General features: G+C 64.6%; 19 protein-coding genes. 5 read left to right on the top strand and 14 right to left on the bottom strand.

Translation table 11 applies throughout. The features are described from left to right. Positions 1-101: 101 nt before the first annotated feature. Together ppk1 and hemB are read right to left on the bottom strand one after the other, a co-directional pair. On the bottom strand, positions 102-2,285 hold the full coding sequence (gene ppk1, locus B3P22_RS17910; protein WP_296271918.1) for a polyphosphate kinase 1: 2,184 nt from the start codon (positions 2,283-2,285) through the stop codon (positions 102-104). Between the two features lie 19 nt (positions 2,286-2,304). Continuing rightward, positions 2,305-3,318, bottom strand: a complete 1,014-nt coding sequence (gene hemB / locus B3P22_RS17905) for a porphobilinogen synthase (protein WP_055984533.1) — start codon at positions 3,316-3,318, stop codon at positions 2,305-2,307. Positions 3,319-3,512: 194 nt separating this feature from the next. Between hemB and B3P22_RS17900 the strand changes: the two genes are divergently transcribed. Beyond that, the gene (locus B3P22_RS17900; protein WP_169970949.1) at positions 3,513-4,067 is read left to right on the top strand and encodes a DedA family protein; all 555 of its coding nucleotides are present in this window, start codon (positions 3,513-3,515) and stop codon (positions 4,065-4,067) included. A 107-nt stretch (positions 4,068-4,174) separates the two neighbouring features. Here B3P22_RS17900 and B3P22_RS17895 read toward each other — a convergent pair whose 3' ends face one another. Next, positions 4,175-5,449, bottom strand: coding sequence for a sterol desaturase family protein (locus B3P22_RS17895; protein ID WP_279531527.1), 1,275 nt, complete (start codon positions 5,447-5,449; stop codon positions 4,175-4,177). Between the two features lie 175 nt (positions 5,450-5,624). Between B3P22_RS17895 and elbB the strand changes: the two genes are divergently transcribed. Beyond that, positions 5,625-6,284 (top strand): isoprenoid biosynthesis glyoxalase ElbB, encoded by a 660-nt coding sequence (gene elbB / locus B3P22_RS17890; RefSeq protein WP_296271917.1) that lies wholly within the window; start codon positions 5,625-5,627, stop codon positions 6,282-6,284. 198 nt (positions 6,285-6,482) lie between these two features. Then, positions 6,483-6,950, top strand: coding sequence for a thioesterase family protein (locus B3P22_RS17885; RefSeq protein ID WP_296271916.1), 468 nt, complete (start codon positions 6,483-6,485; stop codon positions 6,948-6,950). A 93-nt stretch (positions 6,951-7,043) separates the two neighbouring features. Here the strand turns inward: B3P22_RS17885 and B3P22_RS17880 are convergent, their stop codons facing one another. The 6 genes from B3P22_RS17880 to B3P22_RS17855 form a co-directional block, all read right to left on the bottom strand. Then, positions 7,044-7,493: a YaiI/YqxD family protein gene (locus B3P22_RS17880; protein WP_296271915.1), complete on the bottom strand. Its 450-nt coding sequence runs from the start codon at positions 7,491-7,493 to the stop codon at positions 7,044-7,046. Between the two features lie 52 nt (positions 7,494-7,545). Beyond that, positions 7,546-7,881, bottom strand: a complete 336-nt coding sequence (locus B3P22_RS17875; protein WP_296271914.1) for an enhanced serine sensitivity protein SseB C-terminal domain-containing protein — start codon at positions 7,879-7,881, stop codon at positions 7,546-7,548. A 115-nt stretch (positions 7,882-7,996) separates the two neighbouring features. Beyond that, positions 7,997-9,886: an FTR1 family protein gene (locus B3P22_RS17870; RefSeq protein WP_296271913.1), complete on the bottom strand. Its 1,890-nt coding sequence runs from the start codon at positions 9,884-9,886 to the stop codon at positions 7,997-7,999. Positions 9,887-10,119: 233 nt separating this feature from the next. Next, on the bottom strand, positions 10,120-10,752 hold the full coding sequence (locus tag B3P22_RS17865) for a LysE family transporter (protein WP_296271912.1): 633 nt from the start codon (positions 10,750-10,752) through the stop codon (positions 10,120-10,122). Positions 10,753-10,815: 63 nt separating this feature from the next. Further along, positions 10,816-11,355, bottom strand: coding sequence for a mechanosensitive ion channel family protein (locus B3P22_RS17860; RefSeq protein ID WP_197859022.1), 540 nt, complete (start codon positions 11,353-11,355; stop codon positions 10,816-10,818). Further along, a complete protein-coding gene (locus B3P22_RS17855) occupies positions 11,355-13,268 on the bottom strand; it encodes an ATP-binding cassette domain-containing protein (protein WP_296271911.1) in 1,914 nt (637 codons plus the stop codon). Before B3P22_RS17855 ends, B3P22_RS17860 begins: the two co-directional genes overlap by 1 nt. 38 nt (positions 13,269-13,306) lie before the next feature. On the opposite strand from B3P22_RS17855, the gene B3P22_RS17850 reads away from it, so the two are divergent. Continuing rightward, entirely contained in the window at positions 13,307-13,750 is a 444-nt protein-coding gene (locus tag B3P22_RS17850; RefSeq protein WP_296271910.1) for a TIGR02444 family protein, read from the top strand. On the opposite strand, the gene B3P22_RS17845 is transcribed toward B3P22_RS17850, so the two are convergent. Beyond that, positions 13,747-14,730 (bottom strand): AlgP family protein, encoded by a 984-nt coding sequence (locus B3P22_RS17845; protein WP_296271909.1) that lies wholly within the window; start codon positions 14,728-14,730, stop codon positions 13,747-13,749. The two genes, B3P22_RS17850 and B3P22_RS17845, sit on opposite strands and share 4 nt — an antisense overlap. A gap of 136 nt (positions 14,731-14,866) precedes the next feature. On the opposite strand from B3P22_RS17845, the gene B3P22_RS17840 reads away from it, so the two are divergent. Then, a complete protein-coding gene (locus tag B3P22_RS17840) occupies positions 14,867-15,514 on the top strand; it encodes an FKBP-type peptidyl-prolyl cis-trans isomerase (protein ID WP_275545657.1) in 648 nt (215 codons plus the stop codon). A gap of 253 nt (positions 15,515-15,767) precedes the next feature. Here the strand turns inward: B3P22_RS17840 and B3P22_RS17835 are convergent, their stop codons facing one another. From B3P22_RS17835 to B3P22_RS17820, 4 genes are all read right to left on the bottom strand, one after another. Then, positions 15,768-16,241, bottom strand: a complete 474-nt coding sequence (locus B3P22_RS17835) for an Rsd/AlgQ family anti-sigma factor (protein WP_017361229.1) — start codon at positions 16,239-16,241, stop codon at positions 15,768-15,770. A gap of 312 nt (positions 16,242-16,553) precedes the next feature. Beyond that, positions 16,554-17,045: a disulfide bond formation protein B gene (locus B3P22_RS17830; protein ID WP_296271908.1), complete on the bottom strand. Its 492-nt coding sequence runs from the start codon at positions 17,043-17,045 to the stop codon at positions 16,554-16,556. A gap of 150 nt (positions 17,046-17,195) precedes the next feature. Beyond that, positions 17,196-18,443: a heme biosynthesis HemY N-terminal domain-containing protein gene (locus B3P22_RS17825; protein ID WP_296271907.1), complete on the bottom strand. Its 1,248-nt coding sequence runs from the start codon at positions 18,441-18,443 to the stop codon at positions 17,196-17,198. Continuing rightward, entirely contained in the window at positions 18,440-19,573 is a 1,134-nt protein-coding gene (locus B3P22_RS17820) for a uroporphyrinogen-III C-methyltransferase (protein ID WP_296271906.1), read from the bottom strand. Before B3P22_RS17820 ends, B3P22_RS17825 begins: the two co-directional genes overlap by 4 nt. Between the last annotated feature and the right edge of the window lie 6 nt (positions 19,574-19,579).

Below are 19,579 nucleotides of genomic sequence, written 5' to 3'. Positions count from 1 at the left end.
TCTTCAAAAGCTTCAACACGCGGCCTCAACCCTCTCCCGGCCTTCGGCCACCCTCTCCCGCAAGCGGGAGAGGGTCATCAGAAGGCCGCAAGCGGCCGCTTTTAGCGAGCGACCACGACCGGGGCGGTGAGCTTTTCCAGCAAGCCGGACTGCGCGCTGCGCGGGTTCTGGTTGCCGGTGGGCTGCTGACGCAGGTAGCGGCCGTCCGGCTGCAGCACCCAGGCCTGGGTGTTGTCGGTCAGGTAGCTTTCCAGCTCCTTCTTCACCCGGGTGATGAGCTTCTTGCCCTCCACCGGGAAGCAGGTCTCCACGCGCTTGTCGAGGTTGCGCTCCATCCAGTCGGCGCTGGACAGGTAGATCTTCTCGTCACCGCCATTGAGGAAGTAGAACACCCGCGTATGCTCGAGGAAGCGACCGATGATCGAGCGCACCTGGATGTTGTGCGACACCCCGGCGATACCCGGGCGCAGGCAGCACATGCCACGCACCACCAGGTCAATCTTCACCCCGGTCTGGCTGGCCTTGTACAGCGCGCGGATCACCTTGGGGTCGGTCAGCGAGTTGAACTTGGCGATGATGTGCGCCGGCTTGCCTTCGGCTGCAGCTGCGGTTTCCTTGGCGATCAGGTCGAGCAGGGTCTTCTTCAGGGTGAAGGGCGCGTGCAGCAGTTTCTTCATGCGCAGGGTCTTGCCCATGCCAATCAGCTGGCTGAACAGCTTCGACACGTCCTCGCCCAGAGCCACGTCGGCGGTGAGCAGGCTGTAGTCGGTGTACAGCTTGGCGTTGCCGGCGTGGTAGTTGCCGGTGCCCAAGTGTGCATAGCGGACGATCTCGCCGTTCTCGCGGCGCAGGATGAGCATCATCTTGGCGTGGGTCTTGAAGCCCACCACGCCGTAGATCACCACCGCACCGGCCGCCTGCAGGCGGCTGGCCAGGGCCAGGTTGGACTCTTCGTCGAAGCGCGCGCGCAGCTCGATCACTGCGGTGACTTCCTTGCCATAGCGCGCGGCTTCCACCAGCGCATCGACGATCTCCGAGTTGGCCCCGGAGCGATACAGCGTCTGTTTGATCGCCAGCACGTGCGGGTCTTTGGCAGCCTGGCGCAGCAGGTCGACGACCGGGGTGAAGGACTCGAAGGGATGCAGCAGAAGGATGTCCTGCTTGCTGACCACGTTGAAGATGTTCTCGGCGTTCTGCAGCAGCTTGGGGATCACCGGGGTGAACGGGGCGTACTGCAGGTCCGAGTGGTTATCCAGGCCGGTGATGCTGAACAGGCGGGTCAGGTTGACCGGGCCGTTGACCTGATACAACTCACCCTCGGTCAGGCCAAACTGCTTGAGCAGGTGGTCACGCAGGTGTTTCGGGCAGGTATCGACCACCTCCAGACGCACCGCATCACCATAGCGACGGCTGAACAGCTCGCCGCGCAGGGCACGCGCCAGGTCTTCGACGTCCTCGGTATCCACCGACAGGTCGGCGTTACGGGTCAGGCGGAACTGGTAGCAGCCCTTGACCTTCATGCCCTGGAACAGGTCATCGGCATGAGCGTGGATCATTGACGAAAGGAATACGTAGTTGTCGCCGGGCCCGCCAACGTCTTCCGGTACCTTGATGATACGCGGCAGCAGACGCGGCGCCGGGATGATGGCCAGACCGGAGTCGCGACCGAAGGCATCGACACCCTCCAGCTCGACGATGAAGTTCAGGCTCTTGTTCACCAGCAGCGGGAAGGGGTGCGTCGGATCAAGGCCGATAGGCGTGATGATCGGCGCGATCTCGTCGCGGAAGTAGCGGCGCACCCAGGCCTTGAGCTTGGTCGTCCAGTAACGGCGGCGGATGAAGTTAATGTTGTGCTTGGCCAGCGCCGGGAACAGCGTGTCGTTGAGAATGGCGTACTGGCGCTCGACCTGCTCGTGCACCAGCTCGCTGATCCGCGCCAGCGCCTGGTGCGGCTGCAGGCCATCGGCGCCGGCCTGTTCACGGGCGAAGTTGATCTGCTTCTTCAGGCCGGCGACGCGAATCTCGAAGAACTCGTCGAGGTTGCTGGAGAAGATCAGCAGGAACTTCAGGCGTTCGAGCAACGGATAGGACTCGTCCAGCGCCTGCTCCAGCACGCGGATGTTGAACTGCAACTGCGACAGTTCACGGTGGATGTACAGGCTGCTGTCATCCAGGCTGGGGATCGGGGCCGGCGGCGGAGTTTCCACCACTGGCGTCTCGGCGACCACCTCGGCCTGAGGCGGGTTGTTGTCGAGCACTTCGCTGTTGAGTCCTTCGCTGTTCATCGCTGGGTTCCTGAGAGCGTCATCGCCCTTGTTTTAGCAGTTCTGCCGCCCGTACGGCGAAATAGGTGAGGATGCCATCGGCACCGGCACGTTTGAAGGCGGTGAGTGACTCCAGTATGACCGCCTCACTCAGCCAGCCGTTCTGGATCGCCGCCATGTGCATGGCGTACTCGCCACTGACCTGATAGACGAAGGTCGGCACCTTGTAGGCATCCTTGACCCGCCAGAGGATGTCCAGATAGGGCATGCCGGGCTTGACCATGACCATGTCGGCGCCTTCGGCCAGGTCGGCCGCCACTTCATGCAGCGCCTCGTTGCCGTTGGCCGGGTCCATCTGGTAGCCGAGCTTGTTGCCCTTGCCGAGGTTGGCCGCCGAACCCACCGCGTCGCGGAACGGGCCGTAGTAGGCGCTGGCGTACTTGGCCGAGTAGGCCATGATGCGCACATTGACGTGATCGGCCAGCTCCAGCGCCTCGCGGATCGCCTGCACACGGCCATCCATCATGTCCGACGGCGCCACCACCTGGGCACCAGCCTCGGCATGCGACAGCGCCTGCTTGACCAGCGCATCGACGGTGATGTCGTTCTGCACATAACCGGAGTCGTCGAGAATGCCGTCCTGGCCGTGGGTGGTGAACGGGTCGAGAGCGACGTCACTGATCACACCGAGCTCGGGGAATTTTTCACGCAGGGCGCGGATCGCGCGCTGGGCGATACCGTCCGGGTTCCAGGCTTCCGCCCCATCCAGGGACTTCTTCTCCAGCGGGGTAACCGGGAACAGCGCCAGCGCCGGAATGCCCAGCGCCACCCAATGTTCGGCTTCCTTCAGCAGCAGGTCGATGGACAGGCGTTCGACGCCCGGCATCGATGGCACGGCTTCACGGCGGTTTTCGCCGTCGAGGACGAACACCGGCAGAATCAGATCATCGACGCTCAGGCGATTCTCGCGCACCAGGCGACGGGAGAAATCGTCGCGGCGATTGCGACGCAGGCGGGTGGCGGGGAACAGACGATTGGCGGGGGTAACGCTCACGGCAGACTCCAGAGCCCGCACGAGCGGGCCAGTGTGACGGTTATAAGCGACCATTATGACCAAATGATGACGGCCAAATGACCGCGTGCGACGGCGAGTCGCACAGCCAGTCGCGCATTGTGGCATGACGCGCCACCTTCCGGCCTCCTCGTGGTCAGAGTAGTCTTCAGCACCTGCATCGATGAGCTCACGGCATGCTCCAAGACCTGATCCGCCAGTTTGGCTACCCGGCACTGGTACTCGGCACCTTCCTCGAAGGTGAGGTATCCCTGCTGCTGGCCGCCTACATGGCCGTGCGCAACGTACTGGAGATCGAATGGGTGGCGCTGTGCGCCTTCCTCGGCACCTTCGCCAGCGATCAGCTGTGGTACTACCTTGGCCGCCGTCACGGCCGCGCGCTGCTAGAACGCAAACCGCGCTGGCAACCGCTGGGCGAACGTGCCAGCGCGCTTATCAAGCGTTACCCGGATCTGTGGGTGCTGTGCTTTCGCTTTCTCTACGGCCTGCGCACGGTGATGCCGCTCACCATCGGCCTGTCCGGCTATTCCTGGCGCCGCTACCTGCTGCTCGACGCCATCGGCGCCGGTGTCTGGGCCGGCGGCATCAGCCTGCTGGCCTACAGCCTGGGCAATGCCATGGGCGGCCTGCTTGAGGCACTGCGCAACTACCAGGTCATCCTGCTCGCGGCCGTGGTGCTGCTGCTTTCCCTCGCCTGGCTATACCGGTGGCGTCAGCGCCGGCGCGGCTGAGCCGCGCGCCAGCCAGATACCCATCAGCGCGTAGGGCGTACCGGGCGGCGATCCGCTCGCCGCAGGCAGTACGCCGCTGCAGCTTCACGACTCATGTGGATATCAGGTCATGCGCCAATGTGCGGACTGTTCGCTTCGCTACGAGCGGCCGGCGTTCCGGTCCGCCCTACGCGCGGCACCAGCCACAATCCAAGCATGCTGACTAGGCTGTAGCCGATCAGCCAGGCCCAGGCGGTGGCATCCAACGTCAGCATGCCGAGTTCGCCGGCCAGCCAGAATGCCGGCAGGTTGATCGCCAGACGCAGGCACTCCAGACGCCAGGCATGGCTGCGGTTCTCCAGCCACATGCCGATGCTGTACAGGCCCAGGGCCATCCACAGACAGGCCAGCAGCACGGCGCCGGTGGCCAGCGCATCGCCCTGCGCCAGCAGCCACACGACGGCCAGCAGGTAGCAGACGAACTGCAGCAGCGCGTAGACCTGCGCGCCGCGCCCCAGCGGTACCTCGAACTTGCGGAAATGGCTCAGGTCCGCCTTGGCCTGCGGGTAACGCGCCGCGACGTCGGCCGGGCGCCAACCGGTAGGCATGAACCAGATGCGCAGCTTGTCCCACCAGGAACTGGCGCGCCTGGCATCACTCCATAGCCCGGCGTAGACCTGCAGGTTGGCCCACAGCGGGTTCCAGCTGGCCAGCGGCACGGTCACGCCGAAGACCACCGGTTCTTCGTCGAGCTCCTCCTGGAAGGTGCCAAAAATTCGATCCCAGACAATGAACACACCGCCGTAATTGCGATCCATGTAGATAGGATTCTGTGCATGATGCACGCGGTGGTTGGACGGGGTGATGAACAGCCACTCGAACCAGCCCAGTTTGGGGATATGCCGGGTATGCACCCAGAACTGATACAGCAGGTTCAGGGCGGCAACGCTGAGGAAGACCAGCGGCGGTACACCGACCACGGCCATCGGCAGATAGAAGATCCAGCCGAAGATGAAACCGGTGCTGGTTTGCCGTAACGCGGTGGAGAGGTTGTAGTCCTCGCTCTGGTGGTGCACCGCATGGGCGGCCCAGAGCACATTGCGCTCATGGCCCAGGCGGTGGTTCCAGTAGTAGCAGAAATCGTAGAAGACGAAGGCGAAGAGCCATACCCAGAGACTGCTTTCGGACAACTCGAACAGCGCCAGCTGCTCCCAGGCGAAGGCGTAGGTCAGCAGGACGACCACCTTGGTGAGAATCCCGGTGGCCTGGGACAGTACGCCGGCACTGACGCTGTTAAGGGCATCGGCCAGGCGATAGGTGCGCATGCCGCGCCAGCGGTCAGCGAGCAATTCCAGGCCGATCAGCAGGAAGAAGAAGGGCATTGCGTAAAGAACGTAATTCATGACTGCACCATATCGTTGTACTTGTGTCGGGAATGAGCTGTTATTCATCCTATGCGCAGCTTCGTCAGGCTTCGCGGCGGCAAATGACAGTCCGAGTGGCATTTGGCGACAACCCCAGCATTGGTAATACCCGCGCCCGTTTCAAGGTCGCGTCTTTCCTCACCAGGAGTCGAGCATGAGCAAGAAAGTGGCAGTGATTCTGTCCGGCTGTGGCGTCTACGATGGCGCCGAGATCCATGAAAGCGTGATCACCCTGCTGCGCCTCGACCAGCGTGGTGCCGAAGTCCAGTGTTTCGCCCCTAACGTGCCGCAGCTGCACGTGGTCGATCACTACAGCGGCGACGAGATGAACGAAACACGCAACGTGCTGGTGGAATCGGCGCGCATCGCCCGCGGCCAGATCAAGGACGTCAAGCTGCTGCACATGGCAGAGTTCGACGCGCTGATCCTGCCCGGCGGCTTCGGCGTAGCGAAGAACCTCTCCGACTTCGCCACCAGCGGCGCCGGCTGCACCGTGCAGCCTGACGTGCTGGCGGCTTGCAAGGCGTTCGTCGATGCCGGCAAGCCGGTCGGCCTGATGTGCATCGCCCCGGTACTGGCGGCGAAGATCTTCGGTGCCGGGGTGGTATGCACCATCGGCAGCGATCACGACACCGCCACCGCCCTGACCCAGATGGGCGCCGAGCACCATGAGTGCGAGGTCAGCGAGATCATCGAAGACAGCGAGCGCAAGCTGGTGACCACGCCCGCCTACATGCTCGCCAAATCCATCGCCGAGGCAGCATCGGGCATCAACAAGATGGTCGACCGCGTGCTGGAGCTGACGCACCACTGAGTCGAGGCGGGAGGTAGGAGCGGATTCATCCGCGAAGGTCGCAGGCGTCATGCCAGGCACATCGCGAATGAATTCGCTCCTACAAAAGCCACACGACAGGCCGATCCGGACATTGCTCAAGGCAGTCCGGCATTGCCTCTGGCCAAAGCTTTCAAGCTGCGTCAGCGTGACAGGTACCGATCGACGGAGCCACCACGCATGTCAGCCCCCTTCACCCTGGACACCGACCTGCAACAGGCGGTGACTGCCTTCTTCCAGCGCATCCCGTTCAACCAGTTACTCGGCATCGAGATCGCCGAACTGAGCGAGGCGCAGGTGACCATGCACCTGCCGATGAAACCCGAGCTGATCGGCAACTTCGTCCACGGCATCCTGCACGGCGGCGTGATTTCCTCCCTGCTCGACGTCTGCGGCGGCGCCATGGCGTTGATCGGTGCGTTCGCCAACCACCAGCACCTGCCGGCAGCCGAGCGCATGAGCAAGCTGTCCAAGCTCGGCACCATCGACCTGCGCATCGACTACCTGCGCCCCGGACGTGGCCAGCGCTTCACCGCCACGGCCATGCCGCTGCGCGCCGGCAACAAGGTGGCGGTGATCCGCATGGAGCTGCATAACGATGAAGACGTGCTGGTGGCCGTGGGCACCGGCACCTATCTGTGCGGGTAGTGGCAACGCACATTGTGGGAGGGGCTTCAGCCGCGACTGGCGCCACCTTGATCGCCGCTAAAGCGCCTCCCACATAAGCGGTGCGTAGCCTGGCTAGCGACTCAAACGCGTAAGGATGCGGTCCAGCGCATTGGCGAAGGCCTGGCGATCCTTCTCCGAATAGGGCGCCTGACCGCCGCCGACCTGGCCCTGCTCGCGCAGGTCGGTGAACAGGTTGCGTACCGCCAGGCGCTCGCCCATGTTGCGCTCGTCGAACTCGCGGCCACGCGGGTCGAGCGCGGCAACACCCTTCTTCACCAGACGGTCGGCCAGCGGCACGTCACTGCAGATCACCAGTTCACCGGGCACGGCATGCTCGACCAGATGATCGTCCGCCGCATCCGGCCCGCTGGGCACCACGATCAGTTTCACGCAGGCGAAATTCGGCCGGGCCACGGCCTGTCCAGCCACCAGCACCACCCCGAAACCCCGCTTGAGGGCGAACTTGACCACCTGATCCCGCGCCGCCCGAGGGCAGGCATCGGCGTCGATCCATACGCGCATGCAGCAACTTCCGCAGAGAAACCAGCGCGCAGTATGCCAGCAGGCGGACGCCTCAGGACTTATAGAACGGCTCGCAGCGCTCGCGTACGGCACGCGACAGGTTGTCGTCGGCCAGCTCGATCAGGTCCAGCTCCACCTCGTCCGGCAGCAGCTCGGCGACCAACGCAGCCAAACGCCGCTGACCTTGCAGGTCGGCACCGGAAACCGCCAGCAGCAACCTTGGCTGCGAGCCAATGGCCGGATCACGCAACGCAGCGAGAAAAGCTTCGCGCACGGCCAGTTGAGCGCAGGCTGCCGACAGCGCCTGCTCTAGAGAGGGATGACGCAGAGCAGCCAACGCCAGATCAGGGCTGTCGGCGTAATGAGTGGAATGGATCGAGGAAGACATGCGTGCACTCGGCAAAGAAATTGGAACCAGCCTAGGTGCACTGAGACTCGCTGTCGTGGCAGCGGTTCACGCTATGAGGCAACGAGGGCGGTGAAACCGCCCTCGAATCACTCTTTCAGCCCTGTTCGGCCAGACGCCGACGCTCGCCCAACAGGCTGCGCCCATACAGCAGCGCGATGCCGGCCAGTGCCAGGCCCTGAGCGGACAGGCTCCAGGCGTCGGCGTGGATGCCCAGCCAGTCGAACTCGAAGAACGCCACCGGGCGCGTACCGAGCACGCCGGCTTCCTGCAGCGCCGCCACGCCATGGCCGGCGAAGACCACGGACAGCACGCACAGCAACACCGCATTGATGCCGAAGAAGGTGGCCAGCGGCAGCTTGCGCGAGCCGCGCAGGATCACCCAGGCCAGGCCGATCAGCAGTACCAGCGCGGCGGCAGCGCCGGCCAGCACCGCGCCGTGACCGGCAGGGCCGGCCTGCAGCCAGAGGGTTTCGTAGAACAGGATGACTTCGAACAGCTCGCGATAAACCGAGAAGAACGCCAGCACGGCAAAGCCGAATCGGCCACCGCCGCCGACCAGGCTGCTCTTGATGTAGTCCTGCCAGGCCGCAGCATGGCGGCGGTCGTGCATCCACACGCCGACCCACAATAGCACCACGCTCGCGAACAGCGCGGTGATCCCTTCGAGCAGTTCGCGCTGGGCGCCGCTGACGTCGATCACGTACGCTGCCACCGCCCAGGTGCCGACCCCGGCGAGCAGCGCCAGTCCCCAGCCGATGTGCACGCTGCGCACCGCCTGCTGCTGCCCGGTGTTACGCAGGAAGGCGAGAATCGCCGCCAGCACCAGGATGGCTTCCAGGCCCTCCCGCAGCAGAATCAGCAGGCTGGCGAAGAAACTCAGGCTACCGTCCATGGCACCATCGGCGAGCAGCGCGGCGGACTTGTCCAGCTCGACCTTGGCTAGCTCCAGCGCCTGAGCCGCCTGCGCGACGCCGGCGCTATCCTGCAGCGCCTGGCGGTAGGCCATCAGGGCTCGCTCGGTGGTCTTGCGCTGCACCGCATCGAGGTTGTCGAGGGCGCTTTCGACCAACTCGAAACCTTCCAGGTAGGCGCCGACGGAAAGGTCGTAGGCCTGCTCGCGGTCACCATCGCGGTAGGCCTGCAGGCTGCGCTCCAGGGTTTCGCGGGTGTAGCCGATCAACTGTTGCGGGCCACGCTGCTCCAGCACCGGATGCGCGCGCTGGGCGCGGAACGCGGCGACATCGCCACCAGCAGCGGCGATTTCGGCAGGCGTGCGGCCGGCCAGCTCGCTCATGGCGAAACGTGCCTTGCCCTGCGCCGGCACAGCGGTGAAGCCGGCGATATAAACGGCCAGGTCCCAGCGCTGACGGTCATCGAGCTGATCGGCGAAGGCCGGCATGTCGGTGCCTTCGATGCCCAGGCCGAGGGTGTTGTAGAGATCGTAAAGGCTCAGCCGATCCAGGCGCGCGGCGTCGCGCAGATTGGCCGGTGGCGGCTCCAGACCGATGCCGGCCGGCCCTTCGCCCAGGCCGCTATCGCCATGACACACCGAGCAGTGCTGGGCGTAGAGCGGCGCACCACGCTCCGGGTCCGGCGTCAGTACCGGCGTCAGTGACACCTGATAAAGATCGGCCAGGCTTGTGCCGAGTTGGCGTGCCGAGCTGGAAACCTCTTCGCCAGGCCTGCGCTGGGTAACGGCCTGGCGCAGATCGGCCACGCCCTGCTCCAGCTCGGCACGTCCGGCCTGAGCCGGCAGGGCGACGATCAAGCCCTGCAGCACATCGAGAAACTCCAGTTGCTCCTGGTATTCGCCAGCATCGACGACCTGACCGCCCGCGACGGTGGCAGGGTAATCAGCACCGATATAACCAATCAGGTGCAGCGCCTGGGCGGCGCCATCCAAAGGCTCGCCGACGGCGAGAAAGCTGAGGCAGGCCAGCAGTGGCAGCATCAGCCAGGAAAGGGGGGAACGGAAGCGGATCATTAATGCATCCCAAACGAGAATGGGTGGCATTAAATTGTTGCCGGACGAGCCCGCACAGACAAGAAAAATATGAAATATTTGGTAACAAACTGACTAAACCGCCTTCGCTCAGGCCAGGCCATCGCCTTGGTAGGAGCGAATTTATTCGCGATCGGGCCTGGCTACATGCCCGGCTCGGATCGCGAATAAAGCGGAATACCGCTCGTTCGCGCCTACAGGATTGGGCGAGGGTGTCAGACGGCGGCGCGCTTGACCGTGGCCAGCAGGCCGGCAGCGGCGGCGAACAGCGCAGCGAAACTGCGATTCATCACCCGCTGCTGGCGCGGCGTGCGCAGCAGGCGCAGTACGCGTGAGGCGAGGCCGGTGTAGCCGGCCATGACGATCAGATCCACGGCGATCATGGTCACGCCCATCACCAGGTACTGCCCCACCAGCGGCGCATGCGGGTTGATGAACTGCGGCAGCACCGCAAGCATGAAGACGATCGCCTTAGGGTTGCTGAAATTGACCAGGAAACCACGCAGCACCAGGGTCAGTGGCCGACCAATGGGACGCTCGGCCGCGCTGGTATCCAGATCGCTGGGCAGAGCGACCCACTGCTTGTAGGCGAGAAACATCAGGTAGGCCACGCCGAACCATTTGATCAGGCTGAAGGCCAGGGCCGAGGTGGCCAGGATCGCGCCCACACCCGCAGCGACGATGGCGATCTGCAGGGCCAGACCGAGCTGCAGGCCGAGCGCGTTCCAGTAGCCGCGCCAGAAGCCGTACTGCATGCCGGCTGACATCGAGGCCACGGCACCGGCGCCCGGCGACAGGCTGATCACCCAGCAGGCGACGAAGAAAGCGAGCCAGGTTTCCAATGCCATGATGCGTACCTCGAAAAGCGGAAATCAGGGAGAAAGCGCTACAGCCTACTCCTGCCCCCGCGTTCAGCGCCAGCGGCGCACCGACTTCTGGAAGAACAGGCTGTTGGGCACCTGCAACAATGCGCCGGCGGCGTTTTCGTCGAGGTCCTGCAAGGTGGTGTAGAACAGGTTGATGGCGATCACCCGCCCTTTCACCCCCGGCTTGTCGGCGCTGTCGATGACCTCGACGGTATCGCCCAGGCGAAACGGGCCCATGGTGAAGATCAGCAGCGCGCAGAACATGTTCGACAGCACGCTCCAGATGGCGAAGAACGCCACCGCGGCGACAGCGGTGAACCCGGTCAGCGCCGTCCACAGCACGTTCGCCGATACGCCCAGGCGCTCCAGCACCATGAGCAGTGCGCTGCCCATGATCAGCCAGCGCACCAGGCCGCGCAGCGGCTGCAACACTTCTGCCGGCAACAGGCTGTAGCGCGCGCCAAGGCGGCTGATGGCGCGAGTGAGAATGCGCTGAGCGATCCATGCCAGCAGGATGATCAGCAGTACCTGGCCAGCACGAATCAGCGGCTCGCGCCAGGCCATCAGCAGTTCCAGCTGTTCCATTACTCGGCTTCCTCCAGTTGCTGCTGCAACGCCTCCAGGGTTTCCAGCGCCAGCAGCCAGGCCTCTTCCAACTCGGCTTCACGCGCCTTGAGCTGCGCCTGTTCGGCCAGGCGCTGGCGCAGTTCGTCCTTACGCGCAGCTTCGTACAGACCGCTGTCGCCCAACTGGGTTTCCACCGCGGCGAGCTTTTCCTGCACCTTGCCCAGTTCCTGCTCGAGCTTCTCGGCCTGCTTCTTGTGCGGCGCCAGTTGCTGACGCAGCGCAGCGGCAGCCTGGCGCTGGGCACGCTTGTCGGTCTTGTCTGCAGCGCCTTCGGCCGCTGCGCTGGGCGGTGCCTGGCGCTGACGGTAGTCGACCAGCCAACGGGCGTAATCATCGAGATCACCGTCGAACGGCGCCACGCGGCCATCGGCGACCAGCAGGAACTCGTCGGTAGTACTCTTGAGCAGATGGCGGTCGTGCGAGACCACCACCACGGCACCGGCGAACTCCTGCAGAGCCATGGTCAGCGCCAGGCGCATTTCCAGGTCGAGGTGGTTGGTCGGCTCGTCGAGCAGCAGCAGGTTGGGTTTGCCCCAGGCGATCAATGCCAGAGCCAGGCGCGCTTTCTCGCCACCGGAGAAATTCACCACCGGCTCGTCGCAGCGCGCGCCACGGAAATCGAAACCGCCGAGGAAATCGCGCAGCGTCTGCTCGCGCTCGCTCGGTGCGATGCGCTGCAGGTGCAGCAGCGGGCTGGCCTTGTCGTCCAGGGCATCGAGCTGGTGCTGGGCGAAGTAGCCGATCACCAGGTTCTCGCCGCGGGTCAGGCTGCCGGCCAGCGGCTGCAGCTCGGCCGATAGGTTCTTGATCAGCGTCGACTTGCCCGCGCCGTTGGGGCCGAGCAGGCCGATGCGCGCACCCGGCACCAGGCTCAGCTTGACCTGCTGCAGGATGGTCTTGTCGCCGTAACCCAGGCGGCCTTCGCTGAGGCTGAGCAGCGGCGTGGAGATCTTGTCGGCCTCGCGGAAGACGAAGTCGAAGGGCGAGTCGACGTGCGCCGCACTCAGCTCTTCCATGCGCTCCAGCGCCTTGATCCGGCTCTGCGCCTGGCGGGCCTTGGTGGCCTGGGCCTTGAAGCGGGCAATGTACTTTTCCATGTGCGCGCGCTGCGCCTGCTGCTTCTCGTAGGCCTGTTGCTGCTGGGCCAGGCGTTCGGCGCGAGTGCGCTCGAAGGCCGTATAGCCGCCGCGATACAGGTTCAGCTTGCGCTGCTCGACATGGGCAACGTGATCGACCACGGCGTCGAGAAAATCGCGGTCGTGAGAAATCAGCAGCAGGGTGCCTGGGTAGCTCTGCAGCCAACCTTCGAGCCAGAGAATCGCGTCCAGATCCAAGTGGTTGGTTGGCTCGTCGAGCAGCAACAGATCGGACGGGCACATCAACGCCTGGGCCAGGTTCAGGCGCATACGCCAGCCACCGGAGAAGTCGCCGACGCGGCGATCCATCTGCGCGTTCTCGAAGCCCAGCCCAGCCAGCAGCTTGCGCGCGCGGGCATCGGCGGTATAACCGTCGGCGCTGTCCAGTTCACTGTGCAGACGAGCGATGGCGGCGCCGTCGTGGCTCTGCTCGGCTGCGGCCAACTCGGCCTGCACGCGGCGCAGGTTGTGATCGCCGTCGAGCACGTAGTCCACGGCCAGCCGCTCGAGGGTGTCGACCTCCTGGCGCATATGGGCGATACGCCAGTCGCCGGGCAGCAGGCAATCGCCGGCATCCGGTGTCAGCTCACCACGCAACAGGGCGAACAGGCTGGATTTACCGGCGCCGTTGGCACCGATCAGACCGGCCTTGTGACCGGCGTGCAGGGTCAGCTCGGCGCCTTCGAGCAGGCGTTGCGGACCACGCTGTAGAGTGAGGTTCTGGAGTCGGATCATAATGGCCGCGGAGTCTATCAAATCGCCCCGGAGGCCGCGTGCAGGATCTGTGGAATTTCGCCCTCGAACTCTATGCCAGACCAGGTGTGGAACAGGCCTGCCTGGAACTGCAGGAAGCGGGCAGCGACGTTTGCCTGCTGCTGACTGGCGCCTGGCTGCAGCAACGCGGCGTGCGCTGCCTGGAGGAACGCCTGCGCGCCCTAACGGAAGTGGCCGCGCCCTGGCAGCGCGAGGTGATCTCGCCCTTGCGCCAGACACGCCGCCACTGGCGCAGGGCAGCAGGCGAAGATGCCGAGCTGGCGGCCTTGCGCGAACAGATCAAGAAACTGGAATTGCAGGCCGAGCGGGTATTGCTCGAACGGCTGCAGACGGTGGCCGAGAGCTGGCCTGGCGAGGCAGGTAGAGACGACTGGCTGATTCGCCTGGCCGAAAACGACAGCGCCGCGCTGCAGGTGCTGCGCGGCGCCGTCAATTCGCCTTAGGAGGCGCTCGGGGTGCTGCTGCCGCTGCTTACGGTAGGCGCAGCGGGCGTCGCCGGGGCAGCCGGAGCTGCTGGCGCTGCCGGTGCGGCAGTTGGCTTGGCTGCTACAGGCTTGGCCGGGGCCTTCTTCGCTGCAGCCGGCTTCTTCGCAGCAGCAGGCTTGGCAGGCGTGGTTTTGGCGGCAGGCTTCGCAGCAGGTTTGGCCGCTACGGATTTGGCGGTAGCTGGCTTGGCTGCTGGCTTATTGGCCGCTGCTGGCTTCGCCGGCGTTTTCGCGGCGGCTGGCTTTGCGGCAGGTTTGACCGCCGGCTTGGCGGCAGCAGGTTTGGCGGCAACCTTGGGCGCGGCCGGTTTAGCCGCTGCAGGCTTGCTGGCAGCAGGTTTAGCCGCTGGCTTGCTGGCGACCGCGGGTTTGGCAGCCGACTTGCTGGCCGCTACCGTCTTGGCGGCTGGTTTGCTGGCCGGTTTGGCAGTAGCGGGTTTGGCCGGGGCCTTGTTCACCGGTGCTTTTGCGACAGCGGGTTTCTTTGCAACGGCCGGCTTGCTGGCAGGCTTGGCTGCCGGCGCTGCGGCCTTGGCTTCACGTGCGTCCAGCGCCTTGCCGGCGGCTTCCCTCACTTTGCCAACGCCCTGCGCCAGCTTCAGGCTTTCCTGAGCATCGCGCTTGAGCTGGGCGATGTAGGTACGGGTTTCGCTCTGGCTGGCCTTGAGCCCATCGAGCAGCTCCTCCAGCTCGGCGACGGCATTCTTGGCCTTGGCTTGCGCCTTGGCCTTGCCGGCAACGGCGGCGTCCTGCAGCTTGCTGCGCGCCTTGTGCAGTTTCTCCTGAGCCTTGCCGCGCTGCTTCTCCAGTTTGGCGAGCAGTTTCTCGGCGTCGATCAGCGCTTGCGAGCAAGCATTCTCCAGATGTTCGAGCAGACTGGCAGACAGTTGGTGCAACAGGTGCAGCGGGGTGGTCACGGACTTCTTCTTGGCCGACATGGCGCGCCTCCAGGCGGATGTGGATGCGCCCATACTAGACGCAGGCGAGACGCCCCGCCATAGGCCTTTTGGCGATCGCAGCACGGGCATCGCGCGCCTGGCATAATCGCTGGCACATTCATCGGGAGAGATCGTCATGAGCCGCGCCGTACTCGCCACACTCGCGCTGTGCTGCAGCCTGGGTGTGCAGGCCGACCAGCACCAGCAGGACCTGGCTTATAGCCTCGGTGTGCGCCTCGGCGAACGCCTGCATGAAGAGGTGCCCGACCTGCCGCTGAGCGAACTGCTCGAAGGCTTGCGCCAGGCCTATGAGGGTAAGCCGCTGCGGCTCGAAGCCAGCCGTATCGAGCAACTGCTCGATGAGCATGAAGCCCGTATCGAAGCCTCGCCGCAACGCCATGCCAAGGCCATCGAAGCCGAGCAGCGCTTTCTCGCCGAGGAGAGTCGCCGCGCCAACGTGCGGGCGCTGGCCAACGGCGTGCTGGTGACCGAATTGAAACCTGGCAGCGGAGCCAAGCCCACTGCCCGCAGCCGAGTGCAGGTGAGTTATCGCGGCGAGCTGGCCGATGGCAGCGTCTTCGACGAGAGCAGCACACCGCAGTGGTTTCGTCTGGACAGCCTGATCGCCGGCTGGCGCAGCGCACTGCTGCAGATGCCGAAGGGCGCTCACTGGCGCCTGGTGATTCCATCAGCTCAGGCGTATGGGGAAGACGGCGCGGGCGATCTGATACCGCCCCATGCGCCTCTGGTCTTCGACCTGCGCCTGCTGGACGTAGCCGACTGAGCGCCGCCCTGATCCACAATGAAAAGCCCGGACTCAGATCCGGAATGCTGTTCACTTAAGAAACGGTCTAGCTCGATCAGTCCCCTCGCCCCTCCAGGGAGATGCTTAGGGAGAGGGGGGAAACTGGCAGTTTGCGGAGTCTTCTGCCCTCTCCCCCAGCCCCTCTCCCATAAATGGGAGAGGGGAGCCAATCGTGTGCAACCTTAATTGAACAGCATTACGGACTCAGACCGGGCTTTTTGACATCGAGCGGTCAGATCGCTTCGGCAGCCTGTTCCTGATGGGCGTTGTGCAGCACCTCGATCAGGCAGTCTTCCAGCTCGAAACGTTCGTGCAACAGCTGTCCCAGGCGGTTGAGCTCGACCACCAGCGAGGCGTTGTCACGACTGTCGCCGTTGTCACAGCGGTCGTTGAAGGCCAGCGCGACCTCGGTGATGGCTTCGATGCGCGGGTAGATCTGCTTGGCCAGTTCCAGGCCGCGCTGGTCGTTGAAGGCCTTGGCCTCGCTGGTCAACTGCTCGTAGACCTCGAAGTGGCCGGCCGAGACGTAGTCCACCAGCAGCTCGCAGAAGCCCTGCAACGACTCGCAATTGATGGCTGGAGCCTGCGGCGCCTTATTCAGAGCGGTATAGGCCAGCACCAGTTCGCGGCGCTCACCCAGCCAGCGATCGATCAGTTGGTGAACCCCGCCCCAACGTTCCTGTGCGTTCCGACAACTCTCGAGCATGATGAACCTCGTTTCCCTTATCGATAATGCCTGTTATACGCCCGTTCCCGAGACGTTTTCTTTAAGGGCCCCATCCCTGGCGACCATCCCTCGAACCATTGGCTGCGCGACGCTAAAAGTCATTCCTGACGATTTTCCGTCAATCGAAGCTTGCTCTTGGAAAGGCAACCGCAAAATGGCGTTTTTCCGACGGTGCGTGCGAGCCAGATTATGCCCGCTGGCAGACACCATCAAGGCATAGGCGCGAGAAACTTTCATACGGGCGTTTAATCGAGAAGCCACGAACTCCGTGGCTTCATGCGATTCACATGCTCAATTGCGGCGCAATAGCTGGAACAGGCAGAACAGCAGCATGCCGATGAAGCCAATCAGGCTCCACTCGGGAATGCTCATGCCGAACAGCGTCCACTTCACTTCGGCGCAGTCTGCGCTGCCCTGGAACACCAGGCGCACGATGTCCTGCATGGGCAGGGCTTCCATCATGAACTCGAGGCTCGGCAGACAGGCTTCGAGCTGATCGGCCGGCACGCTCTGCAGCCAGATCTGCCGACCTGCGGTGGCGGCACCGGCGCCAGCGAACAGCAAGGCCACCACGGCGTAGATGCGTCGACCGAGACGCCCTGGGCCATGGATCGCCGCGATCAGACAGACCACGCCGAACAGGATCACGCAGATGCGCTGCAATACGCACATCGGGCAGGGTTCCAGGCCGACGACATGCTCCAGGTACAGCGCAGCCGCCATCAGCAGTACGCAGCCGATGAATGCCAGAAAAAACAGGGGACGCGGACTGGCCAATTGCATGGTGGCTCCGTAAGGGAAATCGAGGGCGTACGGTAGAGTAAAGCGAGGGCGCCTTGCAAGGCGCCCCACGGCTCATAACAGGCTGTTCATCATGCCGGAACGCCCCTCCGTCCGCACGGATGGCCAAGCGCGGCAATCGGCCGCATCCATTCAGACCGCGGCACCCTGCGGTTGCGGCAGCGACGGCAGGCCCTGGTGCAACAGGCCAAGACTTTCCAGCAGCAGCTGGTTGCTGCGCTCCAGTTCACCCAACTGCGCCAGCAGGCGCGCCAGTTCGGCGCAGGTTTCCGGGTGACGCTCGAGCTTGAGGCTGGTCTCGAAGTAGTCGCGCGCCTTGCCCCACAGCTGGTTCTGCAGGCACAGGCGGCCCAGGGTCAGCAGCAGGGCCGGGTCCTGTGGATGCTGCTTGAGCCAGAGCTCGGCTGTCTGCAGCTGACGCGCCGGATCGGCGCCACGCAGCACGCCATAGAAACGCGCCAGGCGGCTGTCATAGCCTCGTTTGAGCGCGTCACGCAGCACCGCCTCAGCTTCTTCCTGCGCGCCCAGACGACGCAGTTGCTCGACATAGGTGGCGATCAGCTCAGGCTCGTTGCGCAGGCTGGCCGACAGCTGGTTCCAGGCCTTGCTCAGGGGCTGCAGAGCAGTTTCTCCCTGCGCCAACCCAAGCTCCCCGACTTCGGCCAGGCGCCCACGCCAGGTTTCGCGCTCCAGCTCGTCGAGCTCTGCGGCGGGTAGCGCCTTTTCCTTACGCAGCTCCGGCAACAGGCCGAGCAGTGCCGACCAGTCCTGGCGCTGCAGATACAGACGCTGCAACTGGCGCAGCACCAGGTGATGGCCCGGATGGCGCTCACGCATGGCCTGCAGGGTTTCCAGCGCCGCGTCGCTGTCGCCGCGCTTGCGCTGCAGCTCGGCGTGGGTCAGGGCAATCGCCAGCTCGGCCTGCGGCTGCTTGTTCAGCGCCCGCTCGAGCAGTGCGTCGCTCTGTTCGTGCTCACCAAGCTTGCCGGCTGCCCGGGCAGCGCCGAGGTAGTACATCAGCGGCTGGCTATCGGCTTCGGCGGCGCGGGTCAGCTGGCGTTGGGCGCGTGCCCAGCGGCCTTCGGCGAGATCCAGCGTGCCCTGCTCGGAGGCCTGGCGCACACGGCGAGTGCGGTGCAGGCGCGACCAGGGGTTGGCCATCCGCGTCGAGCTGAGCAACAGACGCAACGTCCACTTGATGAGGTAGTAGAGCACCACCACGACCACCAGCAGGCCCAGGAATGCCCACAGGCCGGACTGGTAGCGGAAGCCCTTGTAGGCGAACAGCACATAACCGCGGTCAGCCTCGATGGCCAGGCTGAGCAGGTAGAGCCCGACAGCGATAGCCAGCAATAACAGAAGCCAGATCAAGCGTTTCATTGCGCCTCCCCGGCCGCGGCGGCCCCCTGCCGACGTTGCGCCTGCTTGCGTTGCAGGTAGGCCTGCAGTGCATCGAGCGACTCGCTCAGATCCGGCACCTTGACCTCGATGCTGGCATCGGCCAGCTCGCTGAAGCGCTGGCGCAGGGCGCGACTGTCCGGGTTATCCAGATTGAAATGCGCGTCGAGGATGTCCTCGGCCTGCTTCAGCGACTGCTGGTACACACCGGTCTGACCGTGCAGCGCGGCCCACTGCGCCTGCTCCAGGGCCAGCGACAGACTCAGGCGAACCTGCGACAGGCTCTGCCCGGAGAGCAGCGGCCGTACGTTGCGATCGGCATCGAATTCGATACGGAAGTAGTCGGAAAGCTTCTTCGCCCACTCGCTCCACCAGGCGCTGCCATCGCCCTCGGCCGCCAGCTCGGAGAGCACGTCGCCCTGCCCTTCGAGGGTCGGCGCCAGCGGGTTGAGCGTGGCGGCCTGCTCACGCAGGGCGCCCAGTTGCAGGAACAGGCCGACGCGATCCGGTCGCTCCGTAGTGCGCAGCGCTTCCAGGCTGCGGCTGAGCTGCTCGCGGGCAGCGAAGGCGGCGGGATCGTCCTGATCGCGGAGGATATCGTCAGCCGCCAGCACCAGCGCCTCGGCACTGGCCACATCCTGCAACGCCGACAAGCGCAAGGTCGCCAGACGCAGCAGGTGCTCGGCCTCATCCAGGCGCCAATCCTGGCGGCTGCCATCGAGCACGCTTTCCAGGCGCTGGCTCAAACGCTGCTGGTCGCTCTGCAGGTTGGCCAGCAAGCGGCGGCGCTCCTCCAGTTCGGTTGCACTGGGCAGGTCAGCCAAACGCGAATCCAGGCGCTGGCCCAGATCCTTCAAATTCTTCGTAGTGTCGTCGCGGGTACTCTGCAGAGCATCGGCCTGCTGCTGGTCCCTGCCCTGCATTTCGTGCAGTTGCCAGAGGCTCCAGCCACCAGCACCGGCGCCTGCCAGGCCGATCAGCAAGGCCAAGGCGGCAACACCGCTGCCCCCGCCACTGCGGGATGCCTGAGCAGGTTGAGCTGTTGGCGTGCTTTTCACGGCTTCGCTGGCCGGTTTTTCTTCTGGCGTCTTCGGGGTGGATGCTTCGCTCACGTATCC

The sequence above is a fragment of the Pseudomonas sp. UBA6323 genome (assembly GCF_002439135.1).
In the GTDB taxonomy this organism is placed as follows: domain Bacteria; phylum Pseudomonadota; class Gammaproteobacteria; order Pseudomonadales; family Pseudomonadaceae; genus Aquipseudomonas.
Note: the sequence above shows the minus strand (reverse complement) of the source record. Positions and strands in the feature narration are given on the sequence as shown.